This window comes from Streptomyces sp. NBC_01465 (assembly GCF_036227325.1).
Lineage (GTDB): Bacteria > Actinomycetota > Actinomycetes > Streptomycetales > Streptomycetaceae > Streptomyces.
Genome location: NZ_CP109467.1, coordinates 4357363 through 4374278, shown reverse-complemented (window position 1 = coordinate 4374278; position 16916 = coordinate 4357363). Strand labels below are relative to the sequence as shown.

Genomic DNA, 16916 nt, shown 5'->3' with positions numbered 1-16916 from the left:
TCTTAACAGCAGCTTTATCTGTGACGGAAGTGAAAAGAGAAGCGTGCCCGCCCGGTAATGGACGGACACGCTTCCTGGCCGGCAGAAGGATCAGAAAACGCCCTTGTACCCCTGCCAGTCGGTGGCGATCTGCGTACGGCCGCCGAACGACCCCTTGCCGTTCCCGTCGTTGCGGAACAGCTTCCCGCCGGTGTCGCGCTCGACGAGATCCGCCTTGCCGTCCCCGGTCACGTCACCGACGCCGACGATCGTGTTGTACGAGGTCCCCCAATTGGAGAAGACCTTCACGCGCGCCTTGAAGGTGCCCTTTCCGGTGCCGTCGTAGCGCCACAGGCCGCCCGCCTTGTCGTGGGCGATCAGATCCGCCTTGCCGTCGCCGGTGATGTCACCGACGCCCGCAATCTGCCCGTAGGTCTTCCAGTTGGTGAAGATCTTCACCTTTGCCGCGAACTTCCCGTCGGAACGGCCCGCGTAGAAATACATGTCGCCGGTCGTCTTCTGCCGGGCGACCAGATCGGGGAGCCCGTCACCATTCAGATCTCCCGGCGAGGTCAGCACGTCGTACTGCTGCCAGCCCGAGGCCCCGACCTTCACATAGGGAGTCGAGGGCGTGACGGCCTTCCCGCACGCGGGCTTGTACGAACGCAGCTCGCCCGAGGTGTACCGCACGAGCACGTCATTGCACCGGTCACCGCTGAAGTCGCCGAAAGGCACCGCATAAGCCGTCGTCGGCCAGCCGCCGCCGGAAATTCCGCCGGACAACTTCCCCGCGCCATTGAACAGTTGGAAGGTCAGCCCGCCCGAACCGTTCATGGTCAGCAGATCCCCGACACCGTCACTGTTGGCGTCCCGCCGTACCGCCGCGCCCCCGGTCACCTTCAGCGCTCCGGTCTTCGTCAGCGCCGCGCCCTGTCCATCCGCCGGCTGAGCCGTCAGCGTCCAGGTGTAGGTGCCGTTGGGCACCGGGTGGCCGGCCGAAGGGACGCCGTCCCACGTCGTCTTGATCAGCCCACGTGCCACGCCCCCGGAGAGGGTGTCCACCGTGGCTCCGGTCGCCTTGTTGCGCAGCTGCAGCGTCCACGAGGCCGCGGGCTTCGAAAGCCACCAGCTCGGTGTCCAGCCGGGACCGCTGTCCACGGTCAGCGCAGCCGGTACGGTCGCATCGATCTGCGCGAGCGGCGCGGGCCCGGTCCCGGTCCGGGCGAGGCGCACCTGCTGGTCCCCGGCTTCGTACGCCACCAGCCCGCTGTACGGATCGGCCGCCCAACCGACGCCCGGAACGGTCGAGTTGGCGGTTCCACCCAGCAGACGCTCGACGGGCGCCGCACCGGTCAGATCCGTGACGGTGACCTGCCGGTCGCTGTCCAGCCGGGCCACGAACCCGTCACCGAGCCGCCCGGCAGTGGCACCGGCGCCGAGCGCCGTCGCCCTGCCCGTGCCCAGGTCGACGACCCCGGCCGAGTCCGGCTTCGTACCGCACTCCCAGTAGAGGTGGCGGGCCGAGGCCTGGAGCCTGCTGACCGTGCAGGAGGCACCCGTGGCGAGGGTGCGTGTCACCGCGCCCGTGGCCAGGGCGGTCGCCGTCAGCTTGCCACCGGCGCCGGCCTGCCAGAGCGTGCCGCCCCAGAGGGCGGTGGCACCTGCGGGGCCGGTGTGCACGACGGAAAGTGTGTCGAGGTCGCGTACCTCGGTACGGGAAGCCGTGGCCGTCCCCGTCTCGTAGGTGACGTAGTGGCTGGAGACTCCGTCGACGGTCAGCCAGGTGGTGCCGAGATCACGCTGGGTGCCCGGGGCCTTGTGCGCGGCGTCGACGACATGGAGGCGGGCGCCGGTGGTCTCGATCGTTCCGTAGACCAGCCGTCCGTCGACGGTCGGGAACACCTCGGGACAGCCCTGGGCGGTCCTGCAGGCTGCGTCGAAGGTGACGTCCTCACCGAGGTAGGTCTTGGCGCTCTCCGTGGGCGAGCCGGACACAGCCGCCTGCCGGTCGACGAAGCCCAGTGGCTCGCCGTGGGGATCGGCCTCGGAGCTGGCGATCCGGCCGGCTGCGAGCGCGATGCGCGCGCTGTGCGACGGCTGCCAGGGCACGGGGAAGACCTCGGCCCGTACGGGGACGCCTTCCGCGTCGGCGGTGAAGTGGTGCACCGCGTAGTCGCCGGGGACGGTTGCCTCACCCGTGACGAGCAGACTGCCGTCCGGTCCGGCCAGCGCGTGGTAGGAGGGTACGGAATGCAGGGCCGTGCCCGCCTCGCCGGTCGGTGCGACGACGGTGAGCGTGCCGTACCCACCGACCATCCGGAAGACCCGGTTGCCGACCAAGTACGCCTGGGTTCCATAGGTCGAGGAGTCCGGAATGACGCGCGCGGCCGCTTGCAGATCCGCGCGAGGGAGCACGTTGACCGCGTGGGCGACGACGTCGTGCCAGGAGATGTAGTCCTTGGTGACCTGGATGTTCTGCGGCCCCGCAGGGAGCGGAAGTTCGGTGAGTGCGGCGGTGTCCAGGCCGACGAGCCCGAAGTGCCAGGCCCCCGCGACCGAGTACCTGACGACCGCGACGGTGTTGTCACCGGTGCCGGCCGATACCGAGTCGACTGCGGTGCAGGGTGCCCCGCTGGGCATGCCGGTCACCTTGCGATCGCTGAGGTCCGTCCCGTCGAGACGGAACAGATGGCACTCGCTGGTGCCCCCGGCCGAGACGGTGGTGGCGAGGGCGGTGTCCCCGCGCATCACCTTGAGGGTGAATCCCTCCGGCAATTGCATGGTCCGCTCGCGGCCGCCCACGGCGTCGACCAGACGGATCTCCCCCGTTGCGCTGCCCTTGTAGGCGATCACGTCCGACGAGGTGTTGATGAGGGACGAGCTGCCGACGGGAAGGGCTCGCCCTGTCGTCACGCCGGTTGCGTAGTCGGTCCACACATGACCGACCGCACTGCCCTCCCAGTGCAGGAACCCGGTCCGGCCGGCCATCTCCAGAGTGCCGGGGCTCACCGTACGAGTGGCCGGATCGAGCACCACCTGAGGCGGCACGGTATCGGCCACGGCCGGACTGCCCAACGGACCCATTGCACCGGCGATCGCGGCGGTGACTGCAAGAGCAACGGCAGCCCGTCTCCACTCACGACGGCGTATCAGAACCCCCACCAGGCCTCCCCAGACCCTCGTATCGCATCGGTATGCGAGAGCCGGAGGCTATCAGTGCGCTGTGCAACGAACAGCAGAAGAGCCCTGCCCGATGCGGTGCATCGAGCAGGGCTCTTCCGGTGGGTCGGATCAGCTGCGATCAGCCGTTGCGCTTCCAGCGCGGCTTGTCGTCGCGGCGGCCGAACGTGCCGGTGTTCGTACCGGTCGAGCGGCCGTACGGACGGTCGCTGCTGCCGCCGCCGGAGCGGAAGCCGCCACCCGTCGACGGGCGGTCGTCACGACGGTCGCGGTTGAACGGACGGTCGCTGCCGCGGTGGCCGCCGGAGGGGCGGTCATCGCGACGGTCGCGGTTGAAGCCGCCGTTGCCACCGCGGTCGTCGCGGTTGAAGCCACCGGACGGACGGTCGTCGCGGCGGAAGCCACCACCCGCGGGACGGTCGTCACGACGCTGGCCGTATCCACCATTGGCGCCGGACGGACGGTCGTTGTCACGACGGAAGCCACCACCCGCGGGGCGCTCGTCACGACGGTCACGGTTGAAGCCACCGGACGGACGGTCGTTGTCGCGGCGGAAGCCACCACCCGACGGACGCTCGTCACGACGGTCACGGTTGAAGCCGCCCGAGGGACGGTCGTTGTCGCGGCGGAAGCCACCACCCGACGGACGGTCGTCACGACGCTGGAAGCCGCCACGGTCACCACCGCGGTCGTTGCCACCGCGGTAGCCACCACGGTCACCCCGGTCGTCGCGACGGTCGTCACGGCGCTGGAAGCTGCCCCGGTCGTCACGGCGCTCCTCGCGCACAGCAGGCGCGGGCTGCTCCGGTACGGACACCGCAGCGGCGACCTCGGCCTCGGCGGCCTCCGTCACCTCGGCGACTGCCGCCTCCGGGTCCTCGCCCCGCTCGCGCGCGGCACGGGCGACCAGGCGGTCGGCCTCCGAGCGCAGCTCGGTGGCGCGGCGCGTGGCGCGCTCCAGCTCCTGAGTGAGCTGGAGGACCTCGCGCTCGGCCTGCTTGGCGGAGTTGTCGGACGCGTCGGCCTGGACCTCGGTGAGCGAACGGGCGCCGGTGATCTCGGCGACCTCCGGCTCGAACGCGCCGGCGCTCTGGATGATGTGGCGCGAGGCGTCGACGCCCGCGTCCTCCATCAGCCGGAAGATCTGGCGGCGCTGGTGCGGCAGCGACAGGGAGACGACGACACCGGACTTGCCGGCACGGGCGGTACGGCCCGAGCGGTGCAGGTAGTCCTTGTGGTCACCGGCCGGGTCCACGTTCAGGACCAGGTCGATGCCGTCGACGTGGATGCCGCGCGCGGCGACGTCGGTCGCGACGAGCGCGTTGACGTAACCCTTCTTGAAGTCCTCGAGAACGCGCGTACGGGCACCCTGCGTCATGCCGCCGTGCAGCGCGTCGGCCTTCACGCCGGCCTCGATGAGCTGCTCGGCGATACGGTCGGCGCCCAGCTGCGTACGGACGAAGATGATCGTGCGGCCCTTGCGGGCGGCGATGGCGGCCGTGACCGGCGCCTTGTCCTTCGGCTTCACGACGAGGACGTGGTGCGACATGGTCGAGACGTTGCCCTGCGCGCTGTCGACCTCGTGCGTGACGGGGTTGGACAGGTAGCGCTTGACGAGCGTGCCGATCTCGTTCTCCATGGTGGCGGAGAAGAGCATGCGCTGGCCGCCGCCGGGGATCTGGTCGAGCAGCTCGGTGACCTCGGGCAGGAAGCCCAGGTCCGACATCTGGTCGGCCTCGTCGAGGACGGCGATCTGGACGTTCTCGAGCGAGCAGGCGCCACGGTTGATGATGTCGCGCAGACGGCCCGGGGTGGCGACGAGGACGTCGACACCGCGCTCCAGGGCGTAGATCTGGTTGCCCATGGACGTACCGCCGCAGACGACCTTCATCTTCAGGCCGAGCACGTCGCCGTACGGCTGCAGCGCGTCCGCGACCTGCATCGCGAGCTCACGCGTCGGGGTGAGGATGATCGCGCGGGGCTTCTTCTTCTCGGTGGTGCCGCCGGCCAGCGAGGCCAGGGTCGGCAGACCGAAGGAGAGGGTCTTGCCGGAGCCGGTACGGCCACGGCCCAGGATGTCCTTGCCGGCCAGGGCGTCCGGGATGGTCGCGGCCTGGATCGGGAAGGGCGCGGTGACGCCGTTCTGCGCGAGCTTGCGGACGATGCCCTCGGGCAGACCGAGGTCTCCGAAGGTGATGGTGGGCTCGGCGGGCTCGGCGGGCTCTGCAGCTTCCTCGACGACGGTCTCCTCGACCTCGGCGACGATCTCTGCGGCCTCTACGACGGCCTCGGCCTCGGCGACGACAATCTCGTCGTTCTCGGGCATGACGGTGTGGTCAGAACTGGAATTGGACATACGAAATGCGAAACCTCTCGGAGTCTCGGCACGCGCCCATAACTCCGTGAATCGCAATTTCGACCGCCTCAATGCGGTCCAGCCACGGCAAGGGAGAGTACGCGCCACACGACGCTCTTCTTTTTCGGCGCCGGGCAATGGGATCAAACGATCTATAACCATACGCACCCTCCCCCCGTTATGGCAAACCGGACCCGCCTAACCGGTCCCCACCTGCGGCGATACCGGCGAGGTCGAAGGCTCCGGAGGCGGGCTGCTCGGCTCGGGCGACGGGCTCGGGCTCGGCTCCGGGATGGGCGGCTCCGAGTGCTGCGAGGGGGGCGCCGACGGCGGCCCCGACGACGGCCGCGAGGGCAGTGGGTCCTTCGGGTGATGCGGGGTGGGTACGACGGGCGCCGACGCCCCCGCCGATACGGAGGCCGAGGGCGAGGGCGAGCCCTTGCCGTCCTCGCCCTTCTTCCCGGGTACGCGCCCCCGGCCGCCCGGCGCCGCCCCGCCGTCCGGCTCGGCGGCGGCTCCCTGCGGCGAGGCGGAGGCCGACGAGGCGGGTTTGCCCGGATGGTCGCTCACGCTCATGCAGCCGGCCGAGGCCAGAGCCGCCAGCGAGGCGACCACCAGTCGGGCAGGGACGGGCAACTGGCGCACGGGGCACCACCTCCGGGGGCACGGCTGAGTGGGTTCACCCTCCCAACTCCCTTTCCCCACCCGGGGACACGCCCTACTGGGCGACCAGCGCCGCGGCCAGCTCCGACCCCAGGAACACCGACCCGAGCCCCACCAGCAGGGACGCCCCCACATTGGCCGCCGCCAGGAACGTCCCGCCCCGCTCGGCCAGCCGCAGCGTCTCGTAACTGAACGTCGAGTACGTGGTGAGCGCCCCGCAGAGCCCGGTCCCGAGCAGCGCGTAAGGCCCCGAGGAGACGGCCGCCCCGGCCAGCGCCCCGAGCACGAAGCTCCCGGCGGCGTTCACGGTGAAGGTCCCCCACGGAAAAACGGAGTCGTGCCGCGCCTGCACGGCCCGGTCGGTCAGATACCGCAGCGGCGCCCCGACCATGGCACCCACCACCACGAGCACCCAGTTCACCGCGCGACCACCCGCCGGGTCACCGAGGCGGCCGCCCACACCGCACCGATCGCGCCCACAAGCGTCCCGCCCGCGTACGCCAGCGCGGTCCCCGCCTCGTGCCGCGCCAGCAGCCGCGAGACTTCGAGGGCGTACGTGGAAAACGTCGTGAACCCCCCGAGCACCCCCACCCCCAGAAACGGCCGCACCAGCGGATGCGCACTGCGCCCGCCCTCGCTCACCAGCACCATCAGCACCCCGATGAGCGCGCACCCGACGACATTCACGACCAGAGTCGTCCAAGGAAAGGCCCCCTCGGCGACGGGCCACGCCAACGCCAGCCCGTACCGCGCACAGGCCCCGAGAGCGCCCCCGGCCGAAATGACCGCCAGCACACCCCACTTGGCGCCGCCGACGGTCTCGGCGCGCTGCGCGGCGACATGCAGATCGACGTCCGGATCAACAGCCTCCGCGGCTCCGGCGGCCTCGCTCACCCGTACCCCAGTGCGTGCAGCCGCTCGTCGTCGATCCCGAAGTGATGAGCGATTTCATGAACGACGGTGATCTCGGTCTCCGCGACCACCTCGTCCCTGTCCTCGCACATCCGCAGCGTCGGCCCCCGGTAGATGGTGATGCGGTCGGGCAGCACCCCCGCGTACCACTCCCCGCGATCGGTCAGCGGGGTCCCCTCGTAGAGCCCGAGCAGCTCGGGGTCGTCACTGGCCGGCTCGTCCTCCACGAAGACGGCCACGTTGTCCATCAACCGCGTCAGCTCAGGCGGAATACGGTCGAGCGCCTCGCCGACAAGCTCTTCGAACTCCTCACGCGTCATCTCCAGCACGCGCCCATTGTCGGCCACGACCCCGCATGACCGCCTCACCGGCTGGGCATACGGGCCCAATGCGTGCCGTCGAACTGCTCCGGCAAGTCACCGCCCGCCTCCACCCCACGCGCCCCGCACCCACCTCGGCGCTCACCCACCCCCCGCACCCCTGGGCCAGAGCGTCCGGCCTGGTGGCGGTGGTCCTCCTCGGCGCCTGGCTCGGCCTCCTCACCGTCGGCAACGTCCGCACCCCGGTCGGCCCCATGGACACCACCATGACTCTGCGCCCCTCGCTCCACGGCGGCACCAAAATCAACATCTCTCCCCTGGGCGCCCTGGAGCTCAAGTCCCACACGGCCCCCATCCGCCTCGACGTGGACGTCGACCGCCTCGACCCGGCCCGCTCCCAGGCCCTGGTCCAGCACCCCGAACGCATCACCGGCCTCCAGGACGAGATCGCCGGCGACGTAGAGCACGGCACCGTCGACCTCGCGCTGCGCTCCTGCGCCGCCGTGATCGCCGGCGCCACCACCCTGGGCCTCGTGGTCTACCGCCGCCCCCGCCCCGCCCTCACCGCCGGCGCCCTGGCGCTCGCGCTCCTGACGGCCTCGGGCGTCTCCGCGTACGCGACCTGGAACCCGAAGTCCGTCCTGGAGCCCAAGTACTCGGGCCTGCTCGCCTCGGCGCCCCAGCTGATCGGCAACGCCCGCTCGATCGTCACGGAGTTCGACGTCTACCAGCAGGAACTGGCCCGCCTGGTCACCAACGTCACACGCCTGTACGACGCCACGTCCACGCTCCCCGCCTACCAGCCCAGCGCCGCCAACATCCGCGTCCTGCACGTCTCGGACATCCACCTCAACCCGGCCGCGTGGCAGATCATCGGCTCCCTGGTGGACCAGTACGACATCGACGTGATCATCGACTCCGGCGACACGATGGACCACGGCAGCGCCGCCGAGAACCACTTCCTGGACCCGGTCACGACCCTCGGCGCCCCCTACGTCTGGGTCCGCGGGAACCACGACTCCGCCGAGACCCAGCGCTACCTCTCCCGCCTCAAGAACGCCCACGTCCTGGACAACGGCAAGGCGGTCACCATCGACGGCCTGCGCATCGCCGGCACCGGCGACCCCCAGTTCACCCCGGACCGCTCGACGGCCCCCGGCGGCGACGCAGCGGAACGCCTGGCGGGCCTCCGCCTGGCCGCCGCCCTCCGCAACCAGCAGCTCTCCGGCACCCCGGTCGACATCGCGGTGGCCCACGAACCCACCGCGGCCCGCGAAACGGACGGCACGGTCCCCCTGGTCCTCGCGGGCCACGTCCACCACCGCGAGACCGACGTCCTCAAGCACGGCACCCGCCTCAAGGTCGAGGGCTCCACGGGCGGCGGCGGCCTGCGCGCCGTACAGAACAAACACCCGGAGAAGATCCGCGCCTCGGTCCTCTACCTGGACAGCGCCACCAAGCACCTGCAGGCCTGGGACGAGATCACCCTGGGCGGCCTGGGCCTGACAACGGCCGAGGTCAGCCGCCACCTCCCGGCCGACAACCAGCCGGGCGCCACCCCTTCCACGACCCCCTCCCCCACCTCCCCCTAAACCGTTTTGGCGAACGGTCCCCGCATCCCATATGCTTCTCACGTCCCCGACGCGCTGCAAGGCGCACAGGCGGGCCAATTAGCCCTCATCGTCTAGTGGCCCAGGACGCCGCCCTTTCAAGGCGGTAGCACGGGTTCGAATCCCGTTGGGGGCACGCATCACTGTGTGCGAGACTGGTTCTCGCACATTGCTTGGTCCTGTGGAGCAGTTTGGAGTGCTCGCCACCCTGTCAAGGTGGAGGCCGCGGGTTCAAATCCCGTCAGGACCGCTGCAGATCGCAAGATCTGCGTGGCTGGGTAGCTCAGTTGGTACGAGCGATCGCCTGAAAAGCGATAGGTCGCCGGTTCGACCCCGGCCCCAGCCACAGCGACAGAGGCCCCGACCGTCACGGTCGGGGCCTTTCGCGTACGTACGGAATCTCAGCGCCCGCCCGGATGCCGGTGCCGCCACATCCAGAAGACCCCGCAGGACAGCAGCGCCCAGGCCGCCAGGACCAGGAACGGCAGGGCGTGCTGGTGTCCGCCGAAGTAGACCGCGGTGTGCTGGGCGTTGATCGAGGCGCCCGGCGGGAGCCATCTGCCGATGTGGCCCAGTACGGAGGGGAGCAGCGGCCAGGAGACCGCGCCGCCCGACGACGGGTTGCCCAGGAGCACCATCAGGCCCCAGGTGGGGATCATCGCCCAGCGGCCCATCAGGGTGTTGAACATCGTGAAGACCATGCCCGAGGTGAACATCGTGAGCGCCAGGATCGACCAGGACTCCATGAACGGCAGGTCGAGCGCGCCGAGCAGCCAGTCCACCACCGCCGCGATGGCGAAGGCTCCCAGCAGGGAGTAGGCGACGGTGAAAGCGATGCGTTCCAGCGGGTTGAGAGCGCGGGCGTGGACGCTCAGCTGGATCGCGCCGACGAAGCCGATGATCACCGCGGCGAGCGAGATGTAGAAGAGCGCGAGGCCCCGCGGGTCGCCCTTCTGGAGCGGCTTGATGTCCCGCACCACCACCGTCTGCCCGGTCGCCTTGCCGACCGCGGCCCCGCTCTCGGCGATCACCTGGGCGACCGATGCGCCCGAGGCCCCGGAGACGTCGAGGAGGACGTCCGCGTCCCGTACCTGGACGATCGCGAAGACCTGCTGCTCCTCGACGGCGCGGCGGGCCTGTCCGTACGTCGGATAGCTGTGCAGCCGCAGCGAGGCGTCGAGCGCCTTCTCCATCCCGCCGACGAACTGCCGCCCGGCGGCGGTGTCGTACGAGCCGACGACCGCGGCCGGGATGCGGTGCGGGGTCGGGTTCGCCATGGCGTAGGTGTACGAGCCGGCGAAGAGGCCCGCCGCTGCGGCCAGGATGAAGACCAGGACCGTCGCGGGGAAGAACGGGGACTTCTTCACCGTCGCCCAGCGTTCCGCCCTGGTCGGAGGCCGTCCGTGTGCGCCGTGCTGATCTGTCTGATCGGGCATGGACTCACGCTAAACCACTCATATCAGGACTTCTCGGCCTGTCCGCCGCGCACAAATCCGTTCGCCAGTCGTTTGCGCGGGGTGAGATCCTGGATCAGGTATGTCTACTTCCTTCGCTGATCTCCAGGCCACGCTCAACGAGGCGTCGCTGCGCGATGCGCACCGGCTCGGCCGGCGTCTCGAGGGCGCCCGCCGTATCCGTAAACCCGAGGCGCGCCAGGCCGTCCTGGACGACATCGCCGCCGAGGCGGAGAAGTCCGCCGTACGGATGCGCAGGCGCGGCGAACGCCTGCCCGCGATCACGTATCCCGAGCAGCTCCCGGTGAGCCAGAAGAAGGACGAGATCGCCGAGGCGATACGGGACCACCAGGTCGTGATCGTCGCGGGCGAGACCGGCTCCGGCAAGACGACGCAGATCCCGAAGATCTGTCTGGAGCTGGGGCGCGGGGTCCGCGGGATGATCGGGCACACCCAGCCCCGCCGGATCGCCGCCCGTACGGTCGCCGAGCGCATCGCGGACGAGATGAAGACGCCGCTCGGGGAGGCGGTCGGCTGGAAGGTCAGATTCACCGACCAGGTCAATCAGGACTCCACCTTCGTCAAGCTGATGACGGACGGCATCCTGCTCGCCGAGATCCAGACGGACCGCGAGCTGCGCGCGTACGACACGATCATCATCGACGAGGCCCACGAGCGGTCGCTGAACATCGACTTCCTGCTCGGCTATCTCGCCCAACTCCTGCCCAAGCGGCCGGACTTGAAGGTCGTCATCACCTCGGCGACCATCGACCCCGAGCGCTTCTCGCGCCACTTCGGTGACGCCCCGATCGTCGAGGTCAGCGGGCGTACGTACCCCGTCGAGGTCCGCTACCGGCCCCTCCTCGAAGAGGAAGGGGACGACTCCGACCGCGACCAGATCACCGCCATCTGCGACGCCGTCGACGAGCTCCAGCACGAGGGCCCCGGCGACATCCTGGTCTTCCTCTCCGGCGAGCGCGAGATCCGTGACACCGCGGACGCGCTCAACAAGAAGAACCTCCGCCTCACCGAGGTCCTCCCCCTCTACGCCCGCCTCTCGCACGCCGAGCAGCACCGCGTCTTCCAGCAGCACACCGGCAGACGCGTCGTCCTGGCCACCAACGTCGCCGAGACCTCCCTCACCGTCCCGGGCATCAAGTACGTCATCGACCCCGGCACGGCCCGCATCTCCCGCTACAGCCATCGCACCAAGGTGCAGCGCCTGCCCATCGAGCCGGTCTCGCAGGCGAGCGCCAACCAGCGCAAGGGCCGCTGCGGCCGTACGTCCGACGGCATCTGCATCCGCCTCTACTCCGAGGACGACTTCCTCACCCGCCCGGAGTTCACGGACGCCGAGATCCTCCGTACGAACCTGGCGTCCGTCATCCTCCAGATGACCGCGGCCGGCCTCGGCGAGATCGAAAAGTTCCCCTTCATCGACCCTCCGGACCACCGCAACATCCGCGACGGCGTGCAGCTGCTCCAGGAGCTCGGCGCGCTCGACCCGACCGAGAAGGACCCGAAGAAGCGCCTCACGCAGGAGGGCCGCAAGCTCTCCCAGCTCCCCGTCGACCCCCGCCTGGCCCGCATGGTCCTCGAAGCGGACCGCAACGGCTGCGCACGTGAAGTCATGGTCATCGCCGCCGCCCTCTCCATCCAGGACCCGCGCGAGCGCCCCTCGGAGAAGCAGCAGCAGGCCGACCAGAACCACGCCCGCTTCAAGGACGAGACGTCCGACTTCCTCGCGTACCTCAACCTCTGGCGCTACGTCCGCGAGCAGCAGAAGGAGCGCGGCTCCTCCAGCTTCCGCCGGATGTGCAAGCAGGAGTACCTCAACTTCCTGCGCATCCGCGAGTGGCAGGACATCTACGCGCAGCTCCGCTCGGTCGCCAAGACCATGGGCATCCACCTGAACGAGGAGGACGCCCCCGAGCAGTCCGTCCACACCTCGCTCCTCGCGGGCCTCCTCTCCCACATCGGGCTGAAGGACACCGAGAAGAACGAGTACCTCGGCGCCCGCAGCGCCAAGTTCGCGATCTTCCCCGGCTCGGCGCTCTTCAAGAAGCAGCCCAAGCTCGTGATGTCGGCCGAGCTGGTCGAGACGTCCCGCCTCTGGGCCCGCGTCAACGCCAAGATCGAGCCGGAGTGGGTCGAGCCGCTCGCCCAGCATCTGGTGAAGCGCACGTACAGCGAGCCGCACTGGGAGAAGGACCAGGCCGCCGTGATGGCGTACGAGAAGGTGACGCTGTACGGCGTCCCGATCGTCGTCCAGCGCAAAATCAACTTCGGCCGCATCGACCCCGAGGCGTCGCGCGAACTTTTCATTCGCAACGCGCTCGTCGAGGGCGACTGGCGCACGCACCACAAATTCTTCTCCGACAACCGCAAACTCCTCACCGAGGTCGAGGAGTTGGAGCACCGCGCACGGCGCCGCGACATCCTCGTCGACGACGAGACGCTCTACGACTTCTACGACCAGCGGATCCCCGAGCACGTCGTCTCCGGCGCGCACTTCGACTCCTGGTGGAAGAAGAAGCAGCGCGACGAGCCGGAAGCACTCGACTTCGAGCGCTCCATGCTCATCAACGAGAAGGCCGGCGCGGTCACCAAGGACGACTACCCGGACTCCTGGCGCCAGGGAAAGCTGAAGTTCCGCGTCACGTACCAGTTCGAGCCGGGCGCGGACGCCGACGGCGTCACCGTCCACATCCCCCTCCAGGTCCTCAACCAGGTCACCTCCGAGGGCTTCGACTGGCAGATCCCGGGCCTGCGCGAGGAAGTGGTCACCGAGCTGATCCGCTCCCTCCCGAAGCCGATCCGCCGCCACTACGTACCGGCCCCGAACTACGCGACCGCCTTCCTGGACCGCGCCGTCCCCCTCCAGGAGCCGCTCCCCCTCACGCTCGCGCGCGAGCTGCAGCGAATGGTCGGAGTCCCGGTCACGGACGAGGACTTCGACCTGACCCGGGTCCCCGACCACCTCAAGATCACCTTCCGGATCACCGACGAACGCCGCCGCAAGCTCGCCGAGGACAAGGACCTGGAGGCTCTCAAGCTCCAGCTCCGCCCCAAGGCCCGGCAGGCGCTCTCCAAGGCGGCAGCGGCGACCGCGGAGGCGGGCGGCGGCGAGTCCATCGAGCGCACGGGCCTCACGGCCTGGACGATCGGCACGCTCCCCCGCCTCTTCGAGACCCGCAGGGCGGGCCAGCCGGTGAAGGCCTACCCCGCACTGGTCGACGCGGGCGAGACCGTCTCCGTACGGCTCTACGACACCGAGGCCGAGCAGCAGCAGGCGATGTGGCGCGGCACCCGCAGGCTGATCATGCTCAACATCCCGGTGAACCCCGCCAAGTTCGCCTCGGACCGCCTGACGAACCAGGCGAAGCTCGCCCTCTCCCGCAACCCCCACGGCTCCGTCCAGGCCCTCTTCGAGGACTGCGCGACGGCCGCCGCGGACAAGCTGATCGCCGACCACGGCGGCCCGGCCTGGGACGAGGAGTCCTTCCGCAAGCTGTTCGACAAGGTCCGCACGGACCTCGTGGAGCTGACCATCCGCACGGTCGACCAGGTGCAGCAGATCCTGGCCGCCTGGCAGGCCTGCGAGCGCCGCCTGAAGTCGACGAACAGCCTCACGCTGGTCGCCAACGTCCAGGACGTACGCACCCAGTTGGCGACCTTGGTCAAACCGGGCTTCGTCACGGCCACCGGCCTGCGCCGGCTCGCCGACCTGATGCGCTACCTGGTGGCCGCCGACCGCCGTCTGCAGCAGATGCCGACGGCCGTCCAGCGGGACACCACGCGCATGGAGAAGGTCCACGAGATGCAGGACGAGTACGCCTGGCTCCTGGAGCAGATGCCGCAGGGCAGGCCCGTCCCCCAGGAGGTCCTGGACATCCGCTGGATGCTCGAGGAGCTGCGCGTCAGCTACTTCGCGCATGCGCTCGGCACCGCCCATCCGGTCTCCGACAAGCGCATCGTGAAGGCCATCGACCAGGCGGTCGCCGGGGTCCGCTGAGCCCTTCCGTATCGAGTTCGACCGGGGGCCCTGACCTGCTGTACAGTCTGTCTCGCAGCCAAGCGCAAGCGGACATACCGGCTGCAAGCCAGGTCCTGTGGAGCAGTTTGGAGTGCTCGCCACCCTGTCAAGGTGGAGGCCGCGGGTTCAAATCCCGTCAGGACCGCAGTAAGAGAAGGCCCGGATCCCCTGGATCCGGGCCTTCTTGCGTCTTGACTCCGCCTTCCGCCGCCGGTACTCCGGACAACAGGGGAACAGGCGGGAGGCAGCACATGACGGCGTCTGCACAGAGGCATGAGACGCGCGCGCTCCTCCGCGCCCATCTGGCGGCCTCCGTGGGCAATCGCCACCTCACCCGGCACTGCCCTGTCTGCCACCGCCTCCTGCGCCTGGCCATGGAGCCGCGCGCGGCCGAGGACCAAAGTCCCCCGGCGAAGTGACCAACGGCTGCCCACAGCCCAGTTGATGAGTGGCAGGCTCGGAGTTGGCAAGAGTCAGGTCGTGTGACGGGTGTCACGGCATGAGTTTTGAGAACCTGTGAACTTACCCCCTCCCTACAACGGGCCAATTTAATATGTGCAATTGCACCCCTGTACGGAGCTGACTTCGGAGTCAGGAGCGGCCGCCGCAAGGCCGGCCCCCAGCAGCCCCACAGGCCCCCCAAAGAACCCCCACAGCAGCCCCCGGCGCTCCCCAACAGGGCACAAAAAAGATCGCGCTGGACCCGGCGGAGTCCAGCGCGATCAATGAAGTGCTGCGACGCGGCCCGTTGGGGCAGGCGAGCGTCAGGTGGAGCTATAGGCGGGCAATCCGGGCTGGGGGACCCGGGTATGTCCGATTTCAGTCCCTGCTAAGGGATGTTCAGGCCTCGCTGCGCTGCTGCGGAATGCCCGCGAGCAGGGCGCGTACCTCTGCTTCGCGGTACCGGCGGTGTCCACCCAGCGTGCGGATGGACGTGAGCTTGCCCGCCTTCGCCCAGCGGGTGACCGTCTTCGGGTCCACGCGGAACATCGTGGCAACCTCAGCCGGGGTCAGCAGCGGCTCGGCATCAGGGGTGCGAGCGGTCATGAGCGGCCTCCTCGGGAGAACCGAACCTTCTCGGTTCATTCCTCTAAATTCTGCACCTTGACCCGCGTTGCCCGAAATGGCAGACACGGGCCGAGTCGGTTATAGGACGAACGGCTTGTCCTCGGCACTACAACTACACCATCCGTCCAGCCGCGTCGGCCAAACCGATGGAATTGCCCTCTGAGGTGTTCAACAGCGGCGGAAGCCCGATGGACCATGCCATAGCGGACAGTCACACCGCAGTGACGATCAGTCACACGGTGATCAGGAGTCATCAGACCCCCCAAAGAACGCAATGCCGAGGTTTCCCCCCAAAGTTGGGTGGAAGGAGCCCTCCCCGGGCTCCTTGTCCTATTTTGACACGAGGGTGGGGGATGGGCGCAAGGCCCGGGTTAGTGCAGTAGGTCACGCTTGAGGCAAAGGCCCGGTTCAGGACCTAGGTCCCGCAGTGCACCGATGTCGACCGAAGTCGGTACGGGATCAGTTGGAGAGTTGACGCTCCCGCACCGCCCGCCACCGGTCCGACAGCCGGCCGTACGCCGCGTCGGCACCCTCGCTGTCCCCCTCGCGCAGCGCCGCGACCGCCGCCGCGACATCCGCGGCCGACCGGTCATCGGCGAGGTCCGCCTCGGGAAGGACGTGCACCAGGCCGCCGTAGTCCAGCTCGACCAGGGAGCGCGGATGGAATTCCTCCAGCCACCTCCCCACATCTACCAGGCCTTCTGTGAGCGGCCCCTCCTCGAAGTGATCCCGCAGCGTCTTCAGTGCGCGGGCCAGCCGCCGTCGCGCCTGCACCATCGGTGTCCTGTAGCGCAGGACAGGAGCGACCCCGCCCTCCCCCGCCTTCACGTACTCCCGCTCCTCGTCCCCGAAGAGCGCGAACCACCGCACCGGCACATGCCAGACCGTCGTACGGATCCAGGGCCGCGCGTCCGGATTCCGCTCCAGCCACCGCTCGTAGTCCGCGGCCGCCTGCAGGCGCACCACCGGTGGCAGTACGACGTCGAGCACGAGCTCCGGGTACTGCCCCGCGAGCTCCTCCAGCGCCAGCCAGCCGCGCAGCCGGGTCCGCCACGGGCAGACGCACACCACCCCGTCGACCACCGTCACGAAGGCGTCCGCGCTCTCGTGCACGGGGACGGCGACCGGCGGAGTGGGCAGCAAGTCGGCCAGGGCGGCCCGCAGTTCGTCCTGTGCGGTCGGGAGGTCGGCCCGGCGGGCATAGCTCGCCCAGTGGGCCCGTTCGGGCTCGGGGAAGGCCGAGAGCGGCTCGTACACCCGCAGATAGGACGTGTAGGGCACGATCACCGAGGACACCACCGCCATGTACCGAATCGTCCCACGCTCCCGCGACCCGAG

The 16916-nt window shown here is 69.4% G+C and carries 12 protein-coding genes and 4 tRNA genes; 7 read left to right on the top strand and 9 right to left on the bottom strand.

What is annotated here, in order from left to right; translation table 11 throughout:
• Positions 1 to 90: 90 nt before the first annotated feature.
• The 6 genes from OG707_RS20660 to OG707_RS20635 all read right to left on the bottom strand — a co-directional run bounded on the left by OG707_RS20660 (position 91) and on the right by OG707_RS20635 (position 7419).
• Entirely contained in the window at positions 91 to 3039 is a 2949-nt protein-coding gene (locus OG707_RS20660) for an FG-GAP-like repeat-containing protein (RefSeq protein WP_329120399.1), read from the bottom strand.
• Between the two features lie 241 nt (positions 3040 to 3280).
• Positions 3281 to 5515 (bottom strand): DEAD/DEAH box helicase, encoded by a 2235-nt coding sequence (locus tag OG707_RS20655; RefSeq protein WP_329120397.1) that lies wholly within the window; start codon positions 5513 to 5515, stop codon positions 3281 to 3283.
• A 198-nt stretch (positions 5516 to 5713) separates the two neighbouring features.
• Positions 5714 to 6160 carry a hypothetical protein gene (locus tag OG707_RS20650; RefSeq protein ID WP_329120395.1) on the bottom strand — a complete coding sequence of 149 codons (447 nt, stop codon included), beginning with the start codon at positions 6158 to 6160 and terminating at the stop codon, positions 5714 to 5716.
• A 73-nt stretch (positions 6161 to 6233) separates the two neighbouring features.
• Positions 6234 to 6599 (bottom strand): fluoride efflux transporter FluC, encoded by a 366-nt coding sequence (locus OG707_RS20645; protein ID WP_329120394.1) that lies wholly within the window; start codon positions 6597 to 6599, stop codon positions 6234 to 6236.
• Complete coding sequence (locus OG707_RS20640) at positions 6596 to 7072, bottom strand: fluoride efflux transporter FluC (RefSeq protein WP_329120392.1); 477 nt, start codon at positions 7070 to 7072, stop codon at positions 6596 to 6598. The genes OG707_RS20645 and OG707_RS20640 overlap by 4 nt, the downstream gene beginning before the upstream one ends.
• Positions 7069 to 7419, bottom strand: coding sequence for a metallopeptidase family protein (locus tag OG707_RS20635; protein WP_329120390.1), 351 nt, complete (start codon positions 7417 to 7419; stop codon positions 7069 to 7071). The genes OG707_RS20640 and OG707_RS20635 overlap by 4 nt, the downstream gene beginning before the upstream one ends.
• A gap of 26 nt (positions 7420 to 7445) precedes the next feature.
• On the opposite strand from OG707_RS20635, the gene OG707_RS20630 reads away from it, so the two are divergent.
• The 4 genes from OG707_RS20630 to OG707_RS20615 all read left to right on the top strand — a co-directional run bounded on the left by OG707_RS20630 (position 7446) and on the right by OG707_RS20615 (position 9366).
• Entirely contained in the window at positions 7446 to 9002 is a 1557-nt protein-coding gene (locus tag OG707_RS20630; RefSeq protein WP_443071359.1) for a metallophosphoesterase family protein, read from the top strand.
• 81 nt (positions 9003 to 9083) lie between these two features.
• Positions 9084 to 9156 (top strand) — tRNA-Glu (locus tag OG707_RS20625).
• A gap of 39 nt (positions 9157 to 9195) precedes the next feature.
• A tRNA-Asp gene (locus tag OG707_RS20620) sits at positions 9196 to 9270 on the top strand.
• A gap of 22 nt (positions 9271 to 9292) precedes the next feature.
• Positions 9293 to 9366 (top strand) — tRNA-Phe (locus OG707_RS20615).
• Positions 9367 to 9421: 55 nt separating this feature from the next.
• On the opposite strand, the gene OG707_RS20610 is transcribed toward OG707_RS20615, so the two are convergent.
• Entirely contained in the window at positions 9422 to 10456 is a 1035-nt protein-coding gene (locus OG707_RS20610; protein ID WP_329120386.1) for an ABC transporter permease, read from the bottom strand.
• Between the two features lie 100 nt (positions 10457 to 10556).
• On the opposite strand from OG707_RS20610, the gene hrpA reads away from it, so the two are divergent.
• The 3 genes from hrpA (at position 10557) to OG707_RS20595 (ending at position 14929) form a co-directional block, all read left to right on the top strand.
• On the top strand, positions 10557 to 14489 hold the full coding sequence (hrpA, locus tag OG707_RS20605; RefSeq protein ID WP_329120384.1) for an ATP-dependent RNA helicase HrpA: 3933 nt from the start codon (positions 10557 to 10559) through the stop codon (positions 14487 to 14489).
• A 91-nt stretch (positions 14490 to 14580) separates the two neighbouring features.
• A tRNA-Asp gene (locus OG707_RS20600) sits at positions 14581 to 14655 on the top strand.
• A gap of 106 nt (positions 14656 to 14761) precedes the next feature.
• Positions 14762 to 14929: a DUF6274 family protein gene (locus OG707_RS20595; protein WP_329120382.1), complete on the top strand. Its 168-nt coding sequence runs from the start codon at positions 14762 to 14764 to the stop codon at positions 14927 to 14929.
• Between the two features lie 421 nt (positions 14930 to 15350).
• Here OG707_RS20595 and bldC read toward each other — a convergent pair whose 3' ends face one another.
• A complete protein-coding gene (gene bldC / locus OG707_RS20590; RefSeq protein WP_003949541.1) occupies positions 15351 to 15557 on the bottom strand; it encodes a developmental transcriptional regulator BldC in 207 nt (68 codons plus the stop codon).
• A gap of 480 nt (positions 15558 to 16037) precedes the next feature.
• Positions 16038 to 16883 (bottom strand): hypothetical protein, encoded by an 846-nt coding sequence (locus OG707_RS20585; protein WP_329120380.1) that lies wholly within the window; start codon positions 16881 to 16883, stop codon positions 16038 to 16040.
• Between the last annotated feature and the right edge of the window lie 33 nt (positions 16884 to 16916).

Bases quoted from the DNA above. Each gene is read 5' to 3' on its own strand.
- OG707_RS20655 (WP_329120397.1), bottom strand. From the start codon at position 5,515: ATGTCCAATTCCAGTTCTGACCACACCGTCATGCCCGAGAACGACGAG.
- OG707_RS20630 (WP_443071359.1), top strand. From the start codon at position 7,446: ATGACCGCCTCACCGGCTGGGCATACGGGCCCAATGCGTGCCGTCGAA.
- OG707_RS20610 (WP_329120386.1), bottom strand. From the start codon at position 10,456: ATGCCCGATCAGACAGATCAGCACGGCGCACACGGACGGCCTCCGACC.
- hrpA (WP_329120384.1), top strand. From the start codon at position 10,557: ATGTCTACTTCCTTCGCTGATCTCCAGGCCACGCTCAACGAGGCGTCG.
- OG707_RS20595 (WP_329120382.1), top strand. From the start codon at position 14,762: ATGACGGCGTCTGCACAGAGGCATGAGACGCGCGCGCTCCTCCGCGCC.
- bldC (WP_003949541.1), bottom strand. From the start codon at position 15,557: ATGACCGCTCGCACCCCTGATGCCGAGCCGCTGCTGACCCCGGCTGAG.
- OG707_RS20585 (WP_329120380.1), bottom strand. From the start codon at position 16,883: ATGGCGGTGGTGTCCTCGGTGATCGTGCCCTACACGTCCTATCTGCGG.